This is a genomic window from Cryobacterium sp. N19 (genome assembly GCF_002929595.1).
Lineage (GTDB): Bacteria > Actinomycetota > Actinomycetes > Actinomycetales > Microbacteriaceae > Cryobacterium > Cryobacterium flavum.
Map to the genome: position 1 here is coordinate 168,628 of NZ_PJJR01000053.1, position 19,087 is coordinate 187,714.

Annotated in this window: 20 protein-coding genes; 11 read left to right on the forward strand and 9 right to left on the reverse strand. The window is 64.7% G+C overall.

Annotated features, from left to right (window positions below):
• Positions 1 to 10 precede the first annotated feature (10 nt).
• Positions 11 to 910: a hypothetical protein gene (locus tag CXY78_RS16625; protein WP_104090306.1), complete on the forward strand. Its 900-nt coding sequence runs from the start codon at positions 11 to 13 to the stop codon at positions 908 to 910.
• On the opposite strand, the gene CXY78_RS16630 is transcribed toward CXY78_RS16625, so the two are convergent.
• Complete coding sequence (locus CXY78_RS16630) at positions 907 to 1,842, reverse strand: DnaJ domain-containing protein (RefSeq protein WP_104090307.1); 936 nt, start codon at positions 1,840 to 1,842, stop codon at positions 907 to 909. The two genes, CXY78_RS16625 and CXY78_RS16630, sit on opposite strands and share 4 nt — an antisense overlap.
• 134 nt (positions 1,843 to 1,976) lie before the next feature.
• On the opposite strand from CXY78_RS16630, the gene CXY78_RS16635 reads away from it, so the two are divergent.
• Positions 1,977 to 2,624, forward strand: a complete 648-nt coding sequence (locus CXY78_RS16635; RefSeq protein WP_233206222.1) for a DUF1345 domain-containing protein — start codon at positions 1,977 to 1,979, stop codon at positions 2,622 to 2,624.
• Between the two features lie 18 nt (positions 2,625 to 2,642).
• Here CXY78_RS16635 and CXY78_RS21280 read toward each other — a convergent pair whose 3' ends face one another.
• Both CXY78_RS21280 and CXY78_RS16640 read right to left on the reverse strand, forming a co-directional pair.
• Positions 2,643 to 2,807: a hypothetical protein gene (locus tag CXY78_RS21280; RefSeq protein ID WP_167552421.1), complete on the reverse strand. Its 165-nt coding sequence runs from the start codon at positions 2,805 to 2,807 to the stop codon at positions 2,643 to 2,645.
• 103 nt (positions 2,808 to 2,910) lie between these two features.
• A complete protein-coding gene (locus tag CXY78_RS16640; protein ID WP_233197533.1) occupies positions 2,911 to 3,681 on the reverse strand; it encodes an SOS response-associated peptidase in 771 nt (256 codons plus the stop codon).
• On the opposite strand from CXY78_RS16640, the gene CXY78_RS16645 reads away from it, so the two are divergent.
• Together CXY78_RS16645 and CXY78_RS16650 are read left to right on the forward strand one after the other, a co-directional pair.
• On the forward strand, positions 3,680 to 4,516 hold the full coding sequence (locus CXY78_RS16645) for a DUF3097 domain-containing protein (RefSeq protein WP_104090311.1): 837 nt from the start codon (positions 3,680 to 3,682) through the stop codon (positions 4,514 to 4,516). The genes CXY78_RS16640 and CXY78_RS16645 overlap by 2 nt on opposite strands.
• A gap of 309 nt (positions 4,517 to 4,825) precedes the next feature.
• A complete protein-coding gene (locus CXY78_RS16650) occupies positions 4,826 to 5,029 on the forward strand; it encodes a cold-shock protein (protein ID WP_035840308.1) in 204 nt (67 codons plus the stop codon).
• Positions 5,030 to 5,122: 93 nt separating this feature from the next.
• On the opposite strand, the gene CXY78_RS16655 is transcribed toward CXY78_RS16650, so the two are convergent.
• Positions 5,123 to 5,602: an Lrp/AsnC family transcriptional regulator gene (locus CXY78_RS16655; RefSeq protein ID WP_092107921.1), complete on the reverse strand. Its 480-nt coding sequence runs from the start codon at positions 5,600 to 5,602 to the stop codon at positions 5,123 to 5,125.
• Between the two features lie 118 nt (positions 5,603 to 5,720).
• Between CXY78_RS16655 and CXY78_RS16660 the strand changes: the two genes are divergently transcribed.
• Positions 5,721 to 6,923: a PLP-dependent aspartate aminotransferase family protein gene (locus CXY78_RS16660; protein WP_199182630.1), complete on the forward strand. Its 1,203-nt coding sequence runs from the start codon at positions 5,721 to 5,723 to the stop codon at positions 6,921 to 6,923.
• A gap of 21 nt (positions 6,924 to 6,944) precedes the next feature.
• Here CXY78_RS16660 and CXY78_RS16665 read toward each other — a convergent pair whose 3' ends face one another.
• Entirely contained in the window at positions 6,945 to 8,762 is a 1,818-nt protein-coding gene (locus CXY78_RS16665; RefSeq protein WP_092340139.1) for a DEAD/DEAH box helicase, read from the reverse strand.
• Positions 8,763 to 8,847: 85 nt separating this feature from the next.
• Between CXY78_RS16665 and CXY78_RS16670 the strand changes: the two genes are divergently transcribed.
• A complete protein-coding gene (locus tag CXY78_RS16670; RefSeq protein ID WP_092340138.1) occupies positions 8,848 to 9,636 on the forward strand; it encodes an SGNH/GDSL hydrolase family protein in 789 nt (262 codons plus the stop codon).
• Between the two features lie 9 nt (positions 9,637 to 9,645).
• On the opposite strand, the gene CXY78_RS16675 is transcribed toward CXY78_RS16670, so the two are convergent.
• Positions 9,646 to 10,887 (reverse strand): D-alanyl-D-alanine carboxypeptidase family protein, encoded by a 1,242-nt coding sequence (locus tag CXY78_RS16675; protein ID WP_104090314.1) that lies wholly within the window; start codon positions 10,885 to 10,887, stop codon positions 9,646 to 9,648.
• A 53-nt stretch (positions 10,888 to 10,940) separates the two neighbouring features.
• The gene (locus tag CXY78_RS16680) at positions 10,941 to 11,750 is read right to left on the reverse strand and encodes an RNA methyltransferase (RefSeq protein WP_104090316.1); all 810 of its coding nucleotides are present in this window, start codon (positions 11,748 to 11,750) and stop codon (positions 10,941 to 10,943) included.
• A gap of 131 nt (positions 11,751 to 11,881) precedes the next feature.
• Here CXY78_RS16680 and CXY78_RS16685 point away from each other — a divergent pair, with 131 nt between their 5' ends.
• Complete coding sequence (locus tag CXY78_RS16685; RefSeq protein ID WP_104090317.1) at positions 11,882 to 12,835, forward strand: Sir2 family NAD-dependent protein deacetylase; 954 nt, start codon at positions 11,882 to 11,884, stop codon at positions 12,833 to 12,835.
• A gap of 6 nt (positions 12,836 to 12,841) precedes the next feature.
• The gene (locus CXY78_RS16690) at positions 12,842 to 13,495 is read left to right on the forward strand and encodes a histidine phosphatase family protein (RefSeq protein ID WP_104090319.1); all 654 of its coding nucleotides are present in this window, start codon (positions 12,842 to 12,844) and stop codon (positions 13,493 to 13,495) included.
• Positions 13,496 to 13,664: 169 nt separating this feature from the next.
• Here the strand turns inward: CXY78_RS16690 and CXY78_RS16695 are convergent, their stop codons facing one another.
• Entirely contained in the window at positions 13,665 to 14,738 is a 1,074-nt protein-coding gene (locus tag CXY78_RS16695; RefSeq protein ID WP_092340133.1) for a glycosyltransferase family 1 protein, read from the reverse strand.
• Complete coding sequence (locus CXY78_RS16700; RefSeq protein WP_104090320.1) at positions 14,735 to 15,670, reverse strand: alpha/beta fold hydrolase; 936 nt, start codon at positions 15,668 to 15,670, stop codon at positions 14,735 to 14,737. Before CXY78_RS16700 ends, CXY78_RS16695 begins: the two co-directional genes overlap by 4 nt.
• A 116-nt stretch (positions 15,671 to 15,786) precedes the next feature.
• On the opposite strand from CXY78_RS16700, the gene treS reads away from it, so the two are divergent.
• From treS to CXY78_RS16715, 3 genes are all read left to right on the forward strand, one after another.
• Positions 15,787 to 17,484 (forward strand): maltose alpha-D-glucosyltransferase, encoded by a 1,698-nt coding sequence (gene treS, locus CXY78_RS16705; RefSeq protein WP_104090322.1) that lies wholly within the window; start codon positions 15,787 to 15,789, stop codon positions 17,482 to 17,484.
• A gap of 115 nt (positions 17,485 to 17,599) precedes the next feature.
• Positions 17,600 to 18,304: a GAF and ANTAR domain-containing protein gene (locus CXY78_RS16710; RefSeq protein WP_104090323.1), complete on the forward strand. Its 705-nt coding sequence runs from the start codon at positions 17,600 to 17,602 to the stop codon at positions 18,302 to 18,304.
• A gap of 43 nt (positions 18,305 to 18,347) precedes the next feature.
• A complete protein-coding gene (locus CXY78_RS16715) occupies positions 18,348 to 19,061 on the forward strand; it encodes a GAF and ANTAR domain-containing protein (RefSeq protein WP_092340129.1) in 714 nt (237 codons plus the stop codon).
• Positions 19,062 to 19,087: the final 26 nt, after the last annotated feature.

The following is a 19,087-nucleotide window of genomic DNA, read 5'->3' on the forward strand; positions in this document are numbered from 1 at the left end:
CAATGGCGAAATGTCTACACCTCTCTCCTCGCCCGGACTGCCCGTATCCCCGCTGGGACTGCTTCTTGACGTCGACGGTCCGATTGCGAGCCCGATCACGCGCACCATCGCAACGCCGAGCATCCTGACCGATCTGATCACCCTCGCGGCCGGACACGTGCCGATCGCGTTCATCACGGGCCGGTCAGCCGATTTTATTCGCGCGCAGGTTGTCGCGCCGCTCGTCGCGGCCGGGCTGCCGGATTCCTTTCGCATGTACGGCGTCTGCGAGAAGGGCGCGGTGTGGTTTCCGATCGGGGTGGAAGGCATGGGAGACGTGGTCATCGATCAGAGTGTTGCCCTGCCGACCGCGGTCATCGACGAGGTGCGCCAGCTCGTCGCCGACTCGTTCTCGGCCGAGATGTTCTTTGATGAGACCAAGCAGGCGATGATCTCGGTCGAACAACGTACGGACGTGAGCCACGCGAATTATCTCGCCCGCCAATCCGGCTTCAACGAGGCCGCTTTTGCCCTCCTGGTGAAACACGGGCTCGGCGTTCGCTTCGACGATCGAGAGTCGCCAGACGAATCCGGTCAGGTTCCGTTTCGGCTGGATGCCACCATCATCTCCACCGACATCGAGTCGGTCACACTCGACAAAGACCATGCCGCCAAGCGAGCCCTCGCCTACTTTGCCGAGACCGGGCCGTTGCCCCGACTCTGGCGGTCGGTGGGCGATTCCCGCAGCGACTATCGCATGGCCGATCACCTGCACGAGGCCGGCTACGACGTGTCCCACGTTGACGTGCGGCCGTCCGACGGCATTTTGGACCGGCCTTATCCGGTGATCGTGATCGGCGACCAGATCCACGATGAAGCCGGGGCGACGTTTCTGCGCTACTGGGTCGAGAAGCTGGCCCTGCCCGCCTAGGTATTCACAAAACGGATGCCGTTTTGCAGGGTACTGCGCAGCTCGAACACTTTCTCGAAGCTGCCGCGTTCCATGCCGGCCAGTCCCTCGCGCAGCACGCCAACCAGGCGCGACCGCGGGATGATGATGATCATCGGCCGTCTGCCGCGCTTCGGCAGTGAGACCGGTTCGTCGAGCGCACCATCGGGGAGAACGACGATGAGCGCGGTGAAGCGCACCTTGAGCGCTCGGCTGATGGAGCGAGCGGCGTCCTCGAACTGGTGGATCGGGCGATCCTCCTCCGGTACTTCTTCGCCGACCAGTTCGCCGCGGCGCAACTGCACCGCGCCGCCCCAGTCTTCGGAGAGCAGGCCGAACAGTCCGGCCGGGCCGAGGATGATGTGGTCGAGTTTGTCGGTCTGGCCGCCGGTGTCGATGTCATGCCAGGCGGTGAAACCGATACCGAGATTGGCCACGAGCTGGGCCGTGGCCTCCTCAGCCAGGGCCTTGGCCAGGCAGTGCCGCACGAATTTCGGGGCACTGCGAATCAACGCGGGGGCGTACGGGTCGTCGATGACCGTGCCTCGGCCGGCCCATTCGCGTACTAGATCAAGGTATCTCAGGCGAGCCTGGCCGCCTGGGTGACCGTGCATGCGGGTTTTCAGGCTGGACTTGGTGGCCGGGCCGCGGGCGGACGGGGCGGCGTAGGCATCCGCTGGAGCGGTCGGGTCTGCATCACCGAAGCGGCGGCGATCGTAGGCGGCCCGGTTCTCGGGGCTGCCGATACGTTCCCAGGCGAGCTGTACGGCATGGAATTTGGTGGCACTTCCGCCGACGTCGGGGTGGGTCTGGCGCAGCAGCAGCCGATAGGCGCGACGCAACTCATCCTCGGTCGCGGTCGGACTCACTCCCAGGACCTCGTAGGGGGTGGATGCGGCCGGGCTGTCTTGCATCCTGGGCGGGACCTTTCGTGTTCGACGACAATCGATGCGAAGTCGATCGGAAACTTACAATACCGTGCGATTCTGACACCGCGCCGAGGGTGCGCTGTACGGGTGACCGGGCCATTCTGTGCCACGATCAGCCTGTGACCATTTCCCTAGCGTCAGTGCACCGGTACAGCACCCGACTGGTCGTCATGCTCATCGTCGGAGTCGTCGTTGGCCTCGTCGCTGGCGTACCCGGCGATTGGGCCCTCGCGGTGATCCTCGGCTGGGCGGCCGCCTGCGTGACCTACATCGGTTGGGTCTGGATCGTCATCGGGCGACAGGATGCCGCGTCGACGGCCCGCCACGCGACCCGCGAAGACCCCTCGAGGGGAGCGTCGGAATTTCTCATCCTGCTGGCCGGGCTCGCGAGCCTCGGCGCCATAGTCGTGTTGCTGCTGGGGACTTCGGCGACCTCGGGGACGCAGCGCGGGCTTCTGGCCGGTGTCGCCATTGCCAGCGTCGCGCTGTCCTGGGTTCTCGTACACACCCTCTTTACGCTGCGCTACGCCTCGCTGTATTACAGCGACTCCCCCGGCGGCATTGACTTCAATCAGACCGAACCGCCAAGGTACAGCGACTTCGCCTACCTGGCATTCACCATCGGCATGACCTATCAGGTGTCAGACACGAGCATTCAGAGCCACGCGCTGCGGATGACGACGCTGCGGCACGCGCTACTGTCGTTTCCGTTCGGATCAGTGATTCTAGCCACGCTCATCAACCTGGTGGCTGGCTTACTGCACTGAGCCGGCAGCAAGCGTGGTTTAGTTGCGTAATAGGTGGAACGGGATCGCCATGGCGAGGGCCACACACAGGATTCCGCCGATAAAAATCGGCACCATCAGCGAGGTGACCGAGAAGGCCAGGCCGAACAGCCAAAAACCGAAGACGAAGATCGCAAACGCGACGACGAAGGCGACAATGTTCATGGGTGTTCCTTTCAGGGCAGCGCCCGCGCAATTGTGCAGCCACTGATGTGAACGTACTGAGTATTCGTACTGATTCGAGCGTACCGGTTCGGGCAGAGCGCAATTACACCGAATCGTTGTCGACCGGCTCGATCAATTCGGGGCCGTTACCCGATATCGGCGCAACCTGGTAGAAGTTGAGTGATTCCACCACCTCGCGGGAGGCCGCCACGGCGGCATCGACCAGGGTCTGATCGCCCTCGGTGGCGGGATCCAGCCACTGGTCCCACCACTCCTCCGGTAGGGCGACGGGGGCGCGGTCATGGATCTGCGCGAGCGGGCCCCGCGCATCCGTTGTCAAAATAGTCGCGGACAGCACCCACCGCGCCGGATCGGTGTCAGCGGCAGCCGGATTCTTCCACCAGGAATACAGGCCGGCGAATGCGAGCGGCAGGCCATCGTCGGAGTGAATGAAATAGGGCGTTTTCACGGTGCCCTCGGTGTGCCACTCGAAGTAGCCGGTCGCCGGAACCAGGGCACGCCGCGACTTGACGCTGGTCTTGAACGTCGGTTTCTCGGCGGCGGTTTCTGCCCGAGCGTTGAAGGTGGGAAATTTCGACGTGGGTTCGGTCGCAAAAGATGGGATCAGCGACCAGCGTGCCGATTCCAGCCGGCGCACGGCCGGGTCGGTGCGTTTGGACTCGAGCACGATCGGGATCTGCTCGGTCGGCCGGATATTCCACGACGGCTCAGGAAGATTTTCCCCCTCATGCTCGACATCGAACATGGCAGCCAGATCCGGCGCCGTATCGGTAATGATGAATCGACCACACATGCCTTCAGAATACCGCGTCATGCCGGAGCGGAGAGCGTCGTCGACTAGCGTCGATGCCATGGACGATCGATACAGTGCAGACGTGCTCTCCCCCGGCTGGCGCGACGCCGGCCGCATTATCATTCCGACCCAGGAAGCCATCCGTGACCTGGTGGTGGAGGAGGTCGCCACCGGGTTCTGCGGTGCCGTCATCCGCGTGGAGAAGAAGATCGTCACCCTGGAGGATCGGCACGGCAAGCTGAGACTGTTTCCGCTCGGTTTCGGCTTTCTGATTGACGGTCGCCCCGTCACCCTAATTGCTCCGACGATGGCCGCGGCCCTAGGCCGAGTGCGCACCGCCTCGGGCTCGACCGCTGTGCCGGATGCCCCGGCCCGGGTCGCTCGCGCCAGCCGCATTTTCGTCGAGGGCCGGCACGATGCCGAACTGGTCGAAAAGGTCTGGGGTGCCGACCTGCGGATCGAGGGAGTGGTCGTTGAGTACATTGAGGGTGTCGATAACCTCGACGAGATCCTTCGAGAATTTCGTCCGGGGTCCGGGCGTCGGGTGGGCGTGCTGGTGGACCACCTCGTGCCGGGCTCGAAGGAGAGCCGCATCGCGGAAGCCGTGGCGCGCGGCCCGTATGCGGCGAGCGTGCTGGTGGTGGGGCATCCGTTCGTCGACGTCTGGCAATCGGTGAAACCGGCCCGGGTGGGCCTCACGGTGTGGCCCGATATTCCGCGCAGCATTGAGTGGAAGCACGGTATCTGCGACGCGCTCGGTTGGCCGCACGAGGAGCAGGCTGACATAGCCAGGGCCTGGCAGCGCATTCTCGGCCAGGTGCGCACGTTTGCCGACCTGGAACCGCAACTTCTCGGCCGAGTGGAACACCTGATCGACTTTGTGACAGCCGAATGACACGCCGGGATTAGTTTTTCGGAATGCTCCCGGAGCGCTGACTACCAGTGGTAGACCCGGAGTTCACCCGTTTTTTCCGGTAAACGTAACGCTTTCGTGTTAAAAAGGCAGGGAATTCCGAAACCATCCAGACATGTGGGCTAGTGTTGGACTCGAAGTTGTAGTGCTTGCACGTCTTAAACGCATTGATCGTGATTCATCTGGATCGCAGTTAGTGCGCCACATTCCTTTCGGAAGCGGACGACGAATACCGCGACGAACGGTCCCGACAGTCGGGGCCGGTCTAACACTCCTGGAGGAGTTTTACAAATGGCAACAGGTACCGTGAAATGGTTCAACGCTGAAAAGGGCTTCGGCTTTATCGCACCCGACGACGGAAGCGCCGATGTTTTCGCGCACTACTCCGCGATCGCGTCGAATGGCTACAAGTCCCTCGATGAGAACCAGAAGGTCGAGTTCGAGGTAACCCAGGGCCCCAAGGGTCCTCAGGCCGAGAACATCCGCGCCCTCTAAATAGAGCTTGCGAAGAACGCCTTCCGCTTCGGCGGGGGGCGTTCTTGTTTTAACCGGATACGGGGCCGGGCAGCTGCTGCGACCTGCCGCCCGTTACTTCACCAGGTCCTGCCAGCCGTCGCCGTCGACATACTCAAAGATGAGGTTGGTCTCGGTGTGGGCGACCGCCGGATGTTCCGCGAGGTGCTCGAGCACGAAGTCCCGCAGGTGGGACGCATCCGCTGCGGCCACGTGCAGCAGGTAGTCGTCGGCACCCGCGGTGTGGAACAACCCGATCACGCCGGGCCAGTGCGGGGCCGCGTTCCGAAAGTCGTCGATCTGCACGCGAGCGTGCTTGGCCAGCCGCACCGAGATGAGAGCCTGCAAGCTGGCACCGAGGGCAGCCAGGTCAATATTGGCCCGGTAGCCACGAATGTGGCCGAGCTGCTGCAGACGACGCAGGCGCAGCGACACGGTGGACTCGGCAACGCCGATTTCACTGGCCAGGGCTGCCCCGGAAGCCCTGGCATTGACCGACAGGGCGCGCAACAGCGCGCGGTCAACCCGATCGAGTTCTGGCTTCTTCGATTCCATCAACAGACTCCCTTATTACTAAGGAGTTTATGCGATTCCTGTCTTGGAATTGCAAGGGTCTGCAGGCTGACTTGCGCGACCGCACAGAATCTGTTTCTGTGAGGGCATGCTGCCACCGATGTCACATATTGAAACCCTCGCCGTGCATGCCGGAATGGACGGCCTCACCGAGGCGGGCGTTCACGTTCCCGGTATCGACCTGTCCACCACTAATCCGCTGCGCGGTGTGGAATCCGGCGGTGAGTCGTACGAGAATCTCGCGACCGGCGGAACCCCGGAACCCGGGGACTCAGCCGTGTACCAGCGGCTCTGGCAGCCCGGCGTCGCCCGTTTCGAAAGCGCCCTCGCAGCGTTGGAGCGGGCGGAGGGCACGGTGGCCTTCGCCACCGGAATGGCCGCTCTCACCGCGACCCTGATCGCCACGGTCACTGCCGGAAAACCGCACATCGTGGCCCTGCGACCACTGTATGGCGGGACCGATCATGTCCTGGCCAGCGGGCTGCTCAGAACGACCGTCACCTGGACAGATCTGGCCGGAGTGACCGCCGCCATCCGCTCGGATACCGGCCTGGTCATTCTGGAGACACCGGCCAACCCGACCCTCGAACTGACCGATATTCGGGCGGTCGTCGACGCGGCCGGAGACGTGCCGGTACTGGTCGACAACACCTTCGCGACGCCCGTACTGCAGCGTCCGATCGAGTCGGGAGCAACCCTGGTGCTGCACAGCGCGACCAAATTTCTCGGCGGACACGGCGACGCGATGGGCGGGACGGTCTCCGGGTCCGAGGAGTGGATGGTGCGCCTGCGGCAGGTGCGGGCGCTCACCGGCGGCCTGCTGACCCCGTTCAATGCCTACCTCCTGCATCGCGGTTTGCGCACCCTCCCGGTGCGGGTACACGCCCAGCAGGCGACGGCGGCGGAAGTGGCGACTCGGCTGGCCGGACACCCGGCCCTGGTGCGGGTGCTCTACCCCGGGCTCCCCGGCCAGGACCCGCAGGGACTGATCGGGCGGCAGTGCTCGGGCGCCGGATCGCTCCTCGCCCTGGATCTCGGCGGCTACGCGGCGGCCCTGCGTTTCACCGAGGCGCTCGGCCTGATCACCCACGCCGTGTCGCTCGGCGGCGTCGATTCCCTGGTGCAGCATCCGGCGTCGCTCACCCACCGACCGGTCGCGCCCGACGCCCGGCCCCCCGGCGGGATCGTGCGCATCTCCATTGGGCTGGAGCACGTCGATGACCTCATGGACGACATTCTGACCGCCCTGCTGGTGGCCCGGGTGCCGGTGGGCGCGAGCAACACCTACGGTGCGGCCGGCTAGATCGGCGCAGCAGCCGCGTGACTAGCTGCGGCCGAGGCGGCGGCGCAGCAGGTCGATGCGCATCTGCAGCTGGGTGACGCTGGCCTGGGCGACGGCGGGCCCGCCACAGATGCGCCGCATCTCGGCGTGGATCATGCCGTGCGGTTCATTGGCGAGCTTCGACCACATGCCGACCAGGCTTGACAACAGCGTGCGCTGTTCCTTGAGTGTGCGGTACAGGGGCGGCGGCTCGAGCGGGGCGATTTCACCGGTCACCGGGTCTTTGCGTTTGTCGGTTGACCGTTTGGACTGTCGGGATTGGCGCTGCCGCAGCAGCTCGGAGACCTGCTCGGGCTCGAGCAGACCCGGAATGCCGATGAAGTCGAACTCCTCGTCGGTGCCCGGCTCGGCCAGCTCACCGAATTCGTCACCGTCGAACATGACCATGTCGAAGGTGGCCTGGGAATCGAGGGCCTGCCAGGTGAAATCGTCCAAGCCGAGGTCATCAGACGCTTTCTCCTCCTTGTTGGCCGCGGCGACCATGGCGTCTTCGGGGTTGTACATTCCATCGTCGCCGTCCTCCCGATTGCTGCGGTCGAGGGCATGGTCGCGTTCCAGTTCGAGCGCGTTCGCAAGGCTGAGCAGCCCGGGAACGTTCGGCAGAAAAATGGATGCCGTCTCACCGCGTCGCCGCGCCCGCACGAACCGGCCGATCGCCTGGGCGAAGTACAGCGGCGTGGCCGCGCTCGTCGCATAGACGCCGACGGCGAGGCGCGGAACGTCGACGCCCTCCGACACCATGCGCACAGCGACCATCCAGCGGCGGGTGTTCTTGGAGAACTCGTCGATGCGGTCGCTGGCCTCCTTCTCGTCGGAGAGCACGATGGTGACCGGCTCGCCACAGATGTCCTCGAGGATGACGGCGTAGGCACGTGCGGTGGTCTGGTCGGTGGCGATAACGAGACCACCGGCATCCGGTATGCCGTGCCGCACTTCGGTCAAGCGAGAGTTGGCCGCGCGCAGCACGGACGGAATCCACTGGCCGCTCGGCTCGAGCGCGGTGCGCCAGGCCTGGCTGGTGATGTCCTTGGTGTTGCCCTCGCCGAGCTTCGCTTCCATCTCGTCGCCGGCCCTGGTACGCCACTTCATGTGCCCGGCGTAGACCATGAACATCACCGGACGAACGACGCCGTCGGCCAGGGCGCGGCCGTAGCCGTAGGCGTAGTCGCTCTGCGACATGCGGATGCCGTGTTTATCGGGCAGGTAGCTGACGAACGGGATCGGTGACGTGTCAGAGCGGAACGGGGTACCGGTGAGGGAGAGTCGCCGGGTGGCCGGCCCGAACGCCTCGCGGATGGCGTCGCCCCAGCTGAGGGCGTCTCCCCCGTGGTGGATTTCGTCGAGAATGACGAGGGTGCGGCTGGATTCGGTGAGCTGCTTGTGCAGGGCGGCCCGGGCGGCAACCTGCGCGTAGGTCACGACGACGCCGTGGTAGTGGCTGCCGTAGCTGCGGTCAGCGTTCTTGAACATGGGATCCAGACGGATGCCCGCGCGCGCCGCGGCATCCGCCCACTGGTTCTTGAGATGCTCAGTCGGCGCCACGACGGTGATGCGATCGATGGTGCGCCGGGATCGAAGTTCGGCAGCGAGTCGCAGGGCAAACGTGGTCTTGCCGGCACCCGGCGTGGCTGCGGCCAGAAAATCGCGCGGTTCGTGCACGAAATAGGCTTCCAGTGCTTCGGCCTGCCAGGCGCGCAGCTTGCCTGCGGTGCCCCAGGCCGCGCGTTCGGGGAAGGACGGCGACAGGTGTTCGGCTGCACTCGTTCCCTGTGCGGGACCGAAAACCGATGGAGTATTCACTTCCGACAAATCTACCAAAGCCCACCGACGTTCGCGTCCGCACTCAGGTTCGACGAGCGCGACAATGTTCAGACACAATGGTCTGATGACGAAGCAACAGCATCCATGGTCGCGCTACGTCGCGCTCGGCGATTCATTTACCGAGGGCATCGGCGATCCGGAACAGCAGAGCCCCGGCGGGCACCGAGGCTGGGCCGACCGGGTCGCCGAGATTCTCAGCGACGGCACGGAGGACTTCGCTTACGCCAACCTCGCCGTGCGCGGCAAACTGATTCGGCAGATTGCGGATGAGCAGATCGAGCCGGCTCTGGCGCTGCGCCCCGATCTGATCACCATCTCGGCCGGCGGCAACGACGTGATTCGCCCGGGAACCGACCCGGACGCCATCGCGGCGCGCTGTGACGACGCTATTTCCCGGTTGACCAGCGACGGCGCGACTGTCGTGCTGTTCACCGGCGCCGATGTGGGCTTCTCCCCCGTGTTTCGCAGTATCCGCGGCAAGGTCGCCATCTATAACGAAAACATTCGCGCGGTCGCCACGAAGTACGACTGCATCGTGGCCGACATGTGGCAGCTCACCGAGATTCAGGACCCACGCATGTGGGCACCCGACCGGTTGCACCTGAACGCGCTCGGGCACCACACGGTCGCTCGTATGGTATTGCAGACCCTCAACGTGAAGAATTCTCTTGCACCGAGCGAACCCGAGCCGATGCCGGGCACCACCTGGCGTCAGGCTCGCACGGAAGACCTCGCCTGGGCCAGGGAATACCTCGTTCCGTGGGTGCTGCGCCGGGTGCGCCACCAGTCCTCCGGCGACCACGTGCTGCCCAAGCGGCCCGACGCCGGCCCGTTCACGCTCCCCCCGGTCTGAGCGCCCGGGTCAGCCGGCGGCGAGTTTGCCGGGGTGCCCCATGCGCCAGGCCGGACCGGGATCGGCCAGAGTCTGGTGGAGTTCGAGCGGCACCGATACGGTCGTCGGCGTTGCCCCACCGATCGTGAACGACACCGTACCGACCTCGTCCCCGGCCCGGCCGAGCTGCACATCCTCTGCCGTCACCCCTCCGGTGATCGGCGAGTCCGACCAGACCAGCACGGATGCTGCCCGCTCGGCCACGATGTCGCTCTCGTCACCCCACTGGGTCGTATAACTGCCGAACACGGCGCCTTCCTCGGCGAGGATGACGTCGTGAAAACCGGGTTGCACGCTCTCGATCAGCGCGGCGATCGCCGAGTTGAGTTCGGAGTGCGTGTCACCGCCGAGCACCACCCCGACCAGGGTGACCGTGCTGGTGCCGACGGTGAAGTCGGTTGAGAATAACAGGCAGGCGCCGGCGACATCCGTTGTCCCGGTCTTGATACCGTCGACGCCATCGCGCCCCAGCAGCTTGTTGGTGTTGGTGATGGTTCCGATGACCGGCAAGACCGCCGAGGGGAGGGCCACGATTTCGGCGAGGGCGGGGTGGCCGACGACGAGTTTGCCGATCTCGACGAGGTCGGCCGGGCTGCTCACGCTCGACGTGGACAGGCCGCTGGTGTCGGTCACACTGGTCTGGGTCAGGGCGTTGGCGGCGAGCCAGGTCTTCGCTGCCGCCAGGTAGCCGTCGATCGATCCGAAGGCCCATACCGCGAGGGAGGCCGCGTAATTGTTGGCCGATGGCAGCAGCATCGCTTCGAAGGACTCGCGCTGGGTGAGCACCATTCCGGAGACGACCGGAGCGACCGAGCCGTTCTCGGCGATCACGTCGTAGTAGATGTCCACGTCGGCATCGGTGAACGTGATGTCCGGCCCGGCCTCGCCGGCTTCGAGCGGTTTCGCGTCCAGGATGACGAGGGCGGTGACCATTTTGGTGATGCTCGCGATCGGTACCGTGTCCTGAGCGCCGCTCGAGGCCAGAACGCCCGGGAAGCCGACCGCACCGATGGCGCTCTCGCCAAAAGCCGGCCAGGTCGGGGCAGCTACCGGCTGGGTGAGCGCTGCCGGTTGAACGAGATCGGCTGCGCTCGCCGGTACGGGGGCCAGGTTGGTGGCACCGACGTAGCCGATACCGCCCACGACTACGAGGAGAATGCTGAAGACGGCGAGCCTGCGGCGCCGGAGGAGGACACGCCGGGAGGGAGACATCCGTTCAGCCTAACTTCTTCGCTGGGTGAAACCGGTCCGGTCGCCCCCGGTGTTCACGCACGAACGCGCAGGGCGTAGAGTGCGACCGCGCTTGCCGAGGCGACGTTGAGCGAGTCGACGCCGTGCAGCATGGGAATTGTCACGACCGTGTCGGCGGCGGCCAGCGCGTGCTGGCTGAGCCCGTCGCCCTCGGCGCCGAGGATGATGGCGAGCCGTTCGGGTGTCGTCTCGGCGAACACGTCGAGCGAGACCGCGTTGTCCGCTAGCGCCAGTGCTGCCAGGCGGAAGCCGGCGGCGTGCAGCAGCGGGGTGGCCACGCTCCACTCCGGCAGTCGGGTCCACGGGACCTGCAGCACAGTGCCCATGCTCACGCGCACGCTGCGTCGATACAGTGGATCGGCACAGCGCGGCGTGATCAGCACGGCGTCGGCGCCGAGCCCGGCCACCGAACGAAAGATGGCACCGACGTTGGTGTGGTCGACGATGTCCTCGAGAATCACGATTCGGCGTGCCGTCTTGATCAGTGCTTCGACCGGTTGCAGTGCCGGCCGGTGCATGGCGGCGAGGGCTCCGCGGTGCAGGTTGTAGCCGGTGAGCTGCTCGAGCACGCTGGCCTCACCCACGTAGACGGGCACGTCAGGCCAGTCGGCCAGAAGCCGCTCGGCGTCGGGCATCCACTGTTCCTGAATCAGCAACGACCGTGGTCGGTGTCCGGCGTTCAACGCCCGGGCGATCACCTTGGGTGACTCAGCGATATACAGGCCGCCGGCCGGTTCGAGAACACGCCGGAGGGCGACATCGGTCAAACGCGAATAGTCGGCGAGACCCGGGCTGGACAGGTCGGTGATGCGGGTGATCTGCACGAAGAAGTGCCTTCCGAGATGAGTGGTTGAGCTCAAGCCTGACAGGTGGGTAGTCAAACCGGAAAACAGACGAGTTTAGACTCAAGGGACGGGCAGCTGTTTCTGCTCGCCCTGGTACGAAAGGAGCGCCGATGACCGCCGATTCGGCCCAGCCCAGCGACACGGCTGCGCACGGCACAGCAGCGGACGGCACGGTGTTGGTCGACGCGCTTGAGCCCGCCGACGCCCCCGACACCGCCGCAGCGCTGGCCTCCGCTCTCGCGCTCGATTCGGAACGGGCAGTGGATGCTGTCGCCGCTCTGCTGCGCGGCAAACGCGCCGCCGTTCTCACCGGCGCCGGCCTCAGTACCGATTCCGGAATTCCGGACTATCGCGGCGCGGGCGCACCGACGCGAACCCCGATGAACTTTCAGACCTTCGTCGCCGATGAACGGTCCCGCAAACGCTACTGGGCCGGCAGCCACCTGGGCTGGAGGGTGTTTCACCAGGCCGAACCGAACCTGGGACACCGCTCGCTCGTTCAGCTTGAGAGCGCCGGCGCCATTGCCGGAGTGATCACCCAGAATGTCGACGGCCTGCACACCCGCGCCGGTTCACGCCATGTGGTCGAGTTGCACGGTTCCCTCGACCGGGTGATCTGTCTGGCCTGCGGTCAGGCCTTCGGCCGTGACAGCATCGCGGCGCGGCTGGAAAAGGACAACCCCGTACTCCGCGACCCGGAGAGCATTCGGATCGCTCCCGACGGCGATGCCGATGTGGGGAATATCGACGACTTCGTGGTTCCGGCGTGCACGGTTTGCGGGGGAATGCTCAAGCCGAACGTCGTGTTCTTCGGCGAACTCGTTCCGACGGAAACGTTTCTGGAGGCATCCGCTTTGATCCAGAGCGCTGACGCCCTCATCGTGGCCGGGTCCTCGCTGGCGGTGAATTCCGGCATCCGCTTGGTCGAACAGGCACGCCGGCGCAAGCTGCCGATCATCGTCATCAACCGTGGCGTGACCAAGGGTGACGGGCGTGCCCTGCACAAGCTCGAGGCCGGTACCTCGGAAACCCTCGCCGCACTCGCCGAACGTCTGCTGGGCTGACCGCGCGTGTCTGCCCAGCGAAGTCCCGATCCGTCGGGTGAATCCGCGACGACCACGTTCTCGATCGTGCGGCATGGCCAGACGGACTGGAACCTGCATCACCGCATCCAGGGCAGCACGGATATCCCCCTCAACGCGACCGGGCGAGCCGAGGCCGCTGCTGCTGCCGAGCGGTTGCAGTCGCGGCGCTGGGACGCCATCGTGAGCAGCCCGCTCCTTCGCGCTTCTGAGTCCGCCCACATCATCGCGGCCGAGCTCGGACTGAGCGAACCACTCATCGTTCCCGCCCTCACCGAACGCCACCACGGGGCCATCGAAGGGCTCACCTTCGCCGAGCGTCAGCATCGCTTTCCCGATGGTGTCGTTGTTCCGGGATTAGAGACTCGGCGCGATGTCGTTGATCGGGTGCTCGCCGCCCTCGCAACCCTGGCGGCCGGGCGAGCCGGGCAGCGTGTGCTCGTGCTCAGCCACGGCGGCATCATCGGCACGCTGTTGCGCCATGTCACCGAGGGTGAGCGACCCCGGCACGGCGAATTCATCGCGAACGGGTCCGTGCACGATTTTCGGTGGCAGAACGACCAGCTGCTGCTGACCCACTTCGACGCGACCACCCGGTCTCCCGGCGACCGCGGTGAGTCCGCAGCCTCCCCGGTGCTCTGACCTGTTCCTAACCGCACGGATGCCACGTGTCACGCTGGACTTGCGCCAGTGCGCGGGAGAACAGGTCTGGCCACAACTCCAGCGCTACGCGAGACGCTCGACCTGCGCCGCTGCGCGCGGGTTGCGCCTCCCGCGCAACTGCGCAGCTCCCGCGCGGCGTGAAATGCAGCTACGGAGTAGTCGGAACGGTTCCCTCGAGCACGTCGAGCAGGGTACGGGCCGACGCCGCCCAGGTAAAGCGGGCCGCCTGTTCGATCGACAGCGCGGAGCGCGTTGCCCACTCCCCCGGCTCCGCGAGATTCCGAACGGCCGCAGTAATGGCATCGGCACTGCGCGGGTCGAAGTACAGCGCCGCGTCGCCGCCGATCTCGCGAAAGATCGGAATGTCACTGACCACGACGGGGATACCCAAACTCATCGCCTCGACCAGGGGAATACCGAAGCCCTCATCGAGCGACGCGGTGACGAGGGCGGTAGCCGAGCGCACCAGGGCGTGGTAATCCTCATCGGTCACCCCGTCGTGAAAGAGCAGCCGGGCTTGCGGAGCCAGGCGGGTCAGCCGGTTTCGCTCGGTCGCCGACACCCGGCTGAGCAGGTGCAGTTCGTACTCGGGCAGGTCGGCCAGGGCCAGCACGAGAGTGTCGAGGTTCTTGTACGGCATGAAGGAGCCCATATAGATCAGGCGGGTGGTTTCCGCGATGCTCCGATGACTCGGGATGCCCGGAACGGTGTCGGCGGCGTTCGGCACCACGGTGACCGGACGCCGGGTGAGATGGTGCTCATTGATCAGTGAACGGGTGGTCTCGGACACCGTCACGATGCCGTCGGCGCCGTTCAGCAGCATCCGTTGTGGCCACCAGGAGAGGTGGTAGACCCGCCAGAGCAGCCTGATAAACGGCGACAGGTCACGCGGGGGCGTGCGATTGCGATAGTAGATAAGGTCGTGCACGGTCAGGAATAACCGGTACTTGCGGCCCCAGGAACCCATAGTCTGCATCGGGCTGAACACGACGTCGGGCTTCAGCCGGTTGACCGACAGCGCGACGAGTGGTTCGAGCAGGCTGGTCGGGGCGCGCACCAGCTGCCACGGCAGCGCAGGCAACATGTCGAGTTGACGATGGTCGCTGATGAGCATCATGAGCGGATGCAGGCGGCCCAGTTCGGTCACAAGCCCCGCCGTGTAGCGGCTGATGCCGTCGTGGTGGTCGAAGCGAACGTAACGGCAGTCGACGACAATTCTCATAGCGCCAGCTCCTCAGCCATGAATTTCCGGATGAACAGTGCGGCCGGTTGTGGCTGTTCGTAGTGGATGAGGTGCCCGACGTTGTTGATAACCCGCAACCTGGCATTGGGAAAGAGCGTCTGCAGTCGATATTGCGCCGCGAGTGGCGTGATGTCGTCCTTGTCGGCCGCGATCAGCAGCGTCGGCTGAAGGATGCGGGCAGCGAACTCGCTCACGTCGTGACTGACCGAGGCCGTGAACGCATTCATGACGACCCGGCGGTTGGCAAAGGCACTGAAATAGCGGTCGTGCTGATTGTGGATCCAGCGACGCAGAGCCGGATCGTGCGTCTTGGCCATGCTGACACTCATGATGCGCACGATGGCACGGTTCTGCAAGAGCGCGTAGCCCCAGCGCTCCGGCAATTTCGCCGCTGCCCAGTAGTAGAACACAGCAAGCCGGGTCAGCACTCCGCGCGGCCCCGACAGGGCCGGCGCGGCGATCGGATTGACCAGGATGATCTCGTCGGCGGTCAGCCCCGCTGCGGCTGCCGCCGCGACCACAATCGAACCGAAAGAATGGCCCAGTACCACTAGCCGCCCGGTCGGGGCGAGCACGCCGAGGAATTCCTCGAGCCAGCGGGCGTACGCCGCGAGGGAATGAACCCCGTCGTGGAGCGGGGCCGAGTCGCCGAAACCCGGCAGGTCGGGTGCCAGGATGCGCAGCGCCGGCGAGTGTGGGTCGCCGCTGAGCAACTCGGCCACGACCAGCTGCAGACCGTGGTGGTCGCCACGAAAGCCATGCACCAGCACGAGCGTTGTGGGCGCGGTGGGGTCGCCGTAGTCCCAGTACCGCGTGTCACTGCTCTGCCCGTCGGTGCCGGGAACGGATGCGGTGCGCGCGAGTACCGGGAGGCTCTGCAGAAGCTTGTCGTAGGGAGAAGAAACGATCATCGGCCCTAGTTTAGGCGCGTGACTTACGCAAGGCTGGACGTGCACCGGGATGGTCGATCTAGACTCTAGCCACCACTTGCATCGAGAGAGCCCTTTGCCGGGACGGAAGGAAAGCCGTGAGCTTTACCGCACCCATTCAGTTGCCCGGTTTGGCCCTCGATCCGCGGTGGTATCGCCGCGCCGTCTTCTACGAGGTGATGGTGCGTTCGTTTGTCGACAGCAATGCCGACGGCTCCGGCGATCTGTCCGGCCTGGTGTCGAAGCTTGATTACCTGCAATGGCTGGGAATCGACGCCCTGTGGATTCCGCCGTTCTTCAATTCCCCGCTGAAAGACGGCGGCTACGACGTTTCCGATTACCGAACCATTCTTCCGGAATTCGGCACCCTCGAGGAGTTCAAGGACCTCGTCACCAAAGCGCACGAACGCAATATGCGCATCGTGATCGATTTTCCGCTCAATCACACCTCCGACCAGCACGAGTGGTTTCAGCAGTCCCGCGAGGATCCCGACGGGCCGTACGGGGACTTCTACGTCTGGAGCGACACCGACGAGCGGTACCCGAATATTCGCATCATCTTCACCGACACTGAAGAATCGAACTGGGCCTTCGATCCGGTGCGGCGCCAGTTCTTCTTCCACCGGTTCTTCTCGCACCAGCCCGACCTCAACTTCGAACTCCCGGCCGTGCAGGATGCCATCTTCGATGTCATTCGCTTCTGGCTCGATCTCGGTGTCGACGGCTTTCGGCTGGACGCGATCCCGTACCTGTTTGAATCCGAGGAGGGCAACGGCGAGGGCGAACCGCCGACGCACGAATTCGTCAAGCGGCTCCGCGCCATGGTCGATCGTGAATATCCCGGCCGGGTCATGATCGCCGAGGCCAATCAGTGGCCGCGCGAAGTCGCCGCTTTCTTCGGCACCGAGGACGAACCGGAATGCCATATGGCGTTCGACTTTCCGGTGATGCCGCGCATCTTCTATTCCCTGCGCTCGCAGCAGGCCAACGAACTCGTGCGGGTGCTCTCCGAGACCACCGACATTCCCGACGGCGCCGGCTGGGGCGTGTTTCTCCGCAACCACGACGAGCTCACCCTTGAAATGGTCAGCGAGGAATACCGGCAGGCCATGTACGGCTGGTACGCCTACGACCCACGGATGCGCGCCAATATCGGCATTCGCAGGCGGCTGGCACCGTTGCTCGACAACTCGCGCGCCGAACTGGAGCTCGCCCATGCCCTGTTGTTCGCCCTACCCGGCAGCCCGTTTCTGTACTACGGCGACGAGATCGGCATGGGCGACAACATCTGGCTTCCCGACCGGGACAGTTCCCGTACACCGATGCAGTGGACCCCCGACCGCAACGCCGGCTTTTCCGATGCCGACCCGGGCAAACTGTTCCTGCCAATCGTGCAGTCTCTCGTCTACAACTTCACGCAGACCAACGTGGAATCCCAGCTGGCCCAGTCCGGTTCGCTGCTGCACTGGATTCGCAATGTCATCCACGTGCGCAAGGCCCATCCCACCTTTGGACTCGGCAAGATTCGTGTTCTCAAGACCACCCACGAATCGGTCCTCGTGTTCACCCGCAGCTACGCCGGCTCGGGCTCCATGTTCGGCGACCAGCCGGAAACGGTGATGTGCGTGTTCAGCTTCTCGCACAACCCGGTCGCCTTTACCATCGAGGATGTCGACATGGCCGGGACCCGGCTGTACGACCTGTTCGGCGGTGCGGTGTTTCCCAGCTTCAACGAGGAAGGTTCGCTCACACTCACCCTCGGCGCCCAGAGCTTCTATTGGTTGCACTGCGGCTGAGGGCGTGGGTCATTCGGCACCGTGACGAACTTCGCGTGAACTGTCATTGTCGCGCTCGCGCGCGCGACGTAGGCTTGGGATAAGCAATCTGTCGCAAACGCTCTGGAGGCCGGTCGTGGCTGAATGGTCTAGTTCAGAAGGCGGAGTCGAGGACACAGCCCTGTGCGCGAATTTTCTTGACCTTTTACCCGTGAATGGTGCTGCTGTCTCTGTTTTCGGCGGTGCGGTGCCCGAATCGATCGTGTGTGCCACCGATCGCCTCGCTGCTCGCCTCGACGAGCTGCAGTTCGATCTCGGGGAAGGTCCCCGTTGGGAGGCGGCTCGCACCCGGCTGCCCGTTTTGGAGCCTCGAGTACGTGAGGCGGAGCATCCGCTGTGGCCGGTTTTTCACACCGCGCTGATGGAGACGACGGTCGAGGCCCTGTACGTTTTCCCGCTCACTCTCGGAGCGCTCAACGTCGGTATCGTCGAGCTGTACAGCACGACAGCAGGAGTACTGGATCGCGCGGACCGCGCCAAGGCGCTGGTCCTGGCCACCGAGACCGCCTGGAACCTGCTCGACCACTTGCTGCGGGTGCAGTCGGCCGAAGCAGGCGAAACTTCCGTGACGTCAACGGCATCCCAGGCCTCCACGGGGTCGCCCCTGTCGCGACGGGAAATTCATCAGGCCACCGGCATGGTGCTGGTGCAGATGAACGTCACACCGACGGATGCCCTGTTGCTGCTTCGCGCGCACGCCTTCGCCCACGGAACAACGGTGCGCTCCGTCGCGGGAGACGTGGTCGCAAGGCGGTTGCAATTCAGCCAGGAATCTGACTAGGTAAAAACTGACGACATACCACAAAAGGTCATAGGATTTCTTCATGGTCACTATGAATCGCGCCTCACTGGTGAGCGCCGCCTTCGTGAAGTTGACGGACACCCTCGTGGGCGAATATGACGTTCTCGAAGTACTGCACACACTGGTCGAGGAGTGCGTAGAACTGCTCGACGCGACCGCGGCCGGGCTCCTGCTCGCCGATCCGAGCGGGGAACTCCAAGTCGTTGCCTCCACGAGCGAGGAAAGCTATCTCGTCGAGGTTCTCCAACAGCAAGCTGGCGCCGGTCCCTGTGTGGACTGCTATCTCACCGGCAAGGTCGTCACCCTCGGTGACATCGCCGCCTTCAGCAAGACGTACCCGGATTTCGTGGCTGCCGCGCTGTCGCAGGGGTTTCATTCGGTGCATGCCATTCCGATGCGGGTACGAAACCGGACCATCGGCGCCCTCAACCTGTTCCGCGAGGTCACCGGCGACGTCACCCCCGAGGACGCCGCGATCGGGCAGGCCATGGCCGATGTCGCGACCATCAGCATCCTGCAGGAACGCACGGTGCGCGAGGACGCCGTCGTCAACGAGCAATTGATGGGGGCGCTAAACAGTCGCATTTTGATTGAGCAGGCCAAGGGCGTCATCGCGCAGATCAGCACGGTTGACATGGACGAAGCCTTCAAGCGTCTCCGAGCGGATGCTCGGGCCCGCAACCAGACAATGCGTGAGAGCGCTGAGAACGTCATCAATCGGCGTATTCAACTCTGATTTCGCGCGCGGGACCCCGCCGTTCC

Bases quoted from the DNA above. Each gene is read 5' to 3' on its own strand.
- CXY78_RS16675 (WP_104090314.1), bottom strand. From the start codon at position 10,887: ATGTCTCCCTCCCGGCGTGTCCTCCTCCGGCGCCGCAGGCTCGCCGTC.
- CXY78_RS16625 (WP_104090306.1), top strand. From the start codon at position 11: ATGTCTACACCTCTCTCCTCGCCCGGACTGCCCGTATCCCCGCTGGGA.
- CXY78_RS21280 (WP_167552421.1), bottom strand. From the start codon at position 2,807: ATGAACATTGTCGCCTTCGTCGTCGCGTTTGCGATCTTCGTCTTCGGT.
- CXY78_RS16630 (WP_104090307.1), bottom strand. From the start codon at position 1,842: ATGCAAGACAGCCCGGCCGCATCCACCCCCTACGAGGTCCTGGGAGTG.
- CXY78_RS16650 (WP_035840308.1), top strand. From the start codon at position 4,826: ATGGCAACAGGTACCGTGAAATGGTTCAACGCTGAAAAGGGCTTCGGC.
- CXY78_RS16695 (WP_092340133.1), bottom strand. From the start codon at position 14,738: ATGAGAATTGTCGTCGACTGCCGTTACGTTCGCTTCGACCACCACGAC.
- CXY78_RS16685 (WP_104090317.1), top strand. From the start codon at position 11,882: ATGACCGCCGATTCGGCCCAGCCCAGCGACACGGCTGCGCACGGCACA.
- CXY78_RS16700 (WP_104090320.1), bottom strand. From the start codon at position 15,670: ATGATCGTTTCTTCTCCCTACGACAAGCTTCTGCAGAGCCTCCCGGTA.
- CXY78_RS16645 (WP_104090311.1), top strand. From the start codon at position 3,680: ATGGACGATCGATACAGTGCAGACGTGCTCTCCCCCGGCTGGCGCGAC.
- CXY78_RS16655 (WP_092107921.1), bottom strand. From the start codon at position 5,602: ATGGAATCGAAGAAGCCAGAACTCGATCGGGTTGACCGCGCGCTGTTG.
- CXY78_RS16670 (WP_092340138.1), top strand. From the start codon at position 8,848: ATGACGAAGCAACAGCATCCATGGTCGCGCTACGTCGCGCTCGGCGAT.
- CXY78_RS16660 (WP_199182630.1), top strand. From the start codon at position 5,721: ATGTCACATATTGAAACCCTCGCCGTGCATGCCGGAATGGACGGCCTC.
- CXY78_RS16640 (WP_233197533.1), bottom strand. From the start codon at position 3,681: ATGGCATCGACGCTAGTCGACGACGCTCTCCGCTCCGGCATGACGCGG.
- CXY78_RS16715 (WP_092340129.1), top strand. From the start codon at position 18,348: ATGGTCACTATGAATCGCGCCTCACTGGTGAGCGCCGCCTTCGTGAAG.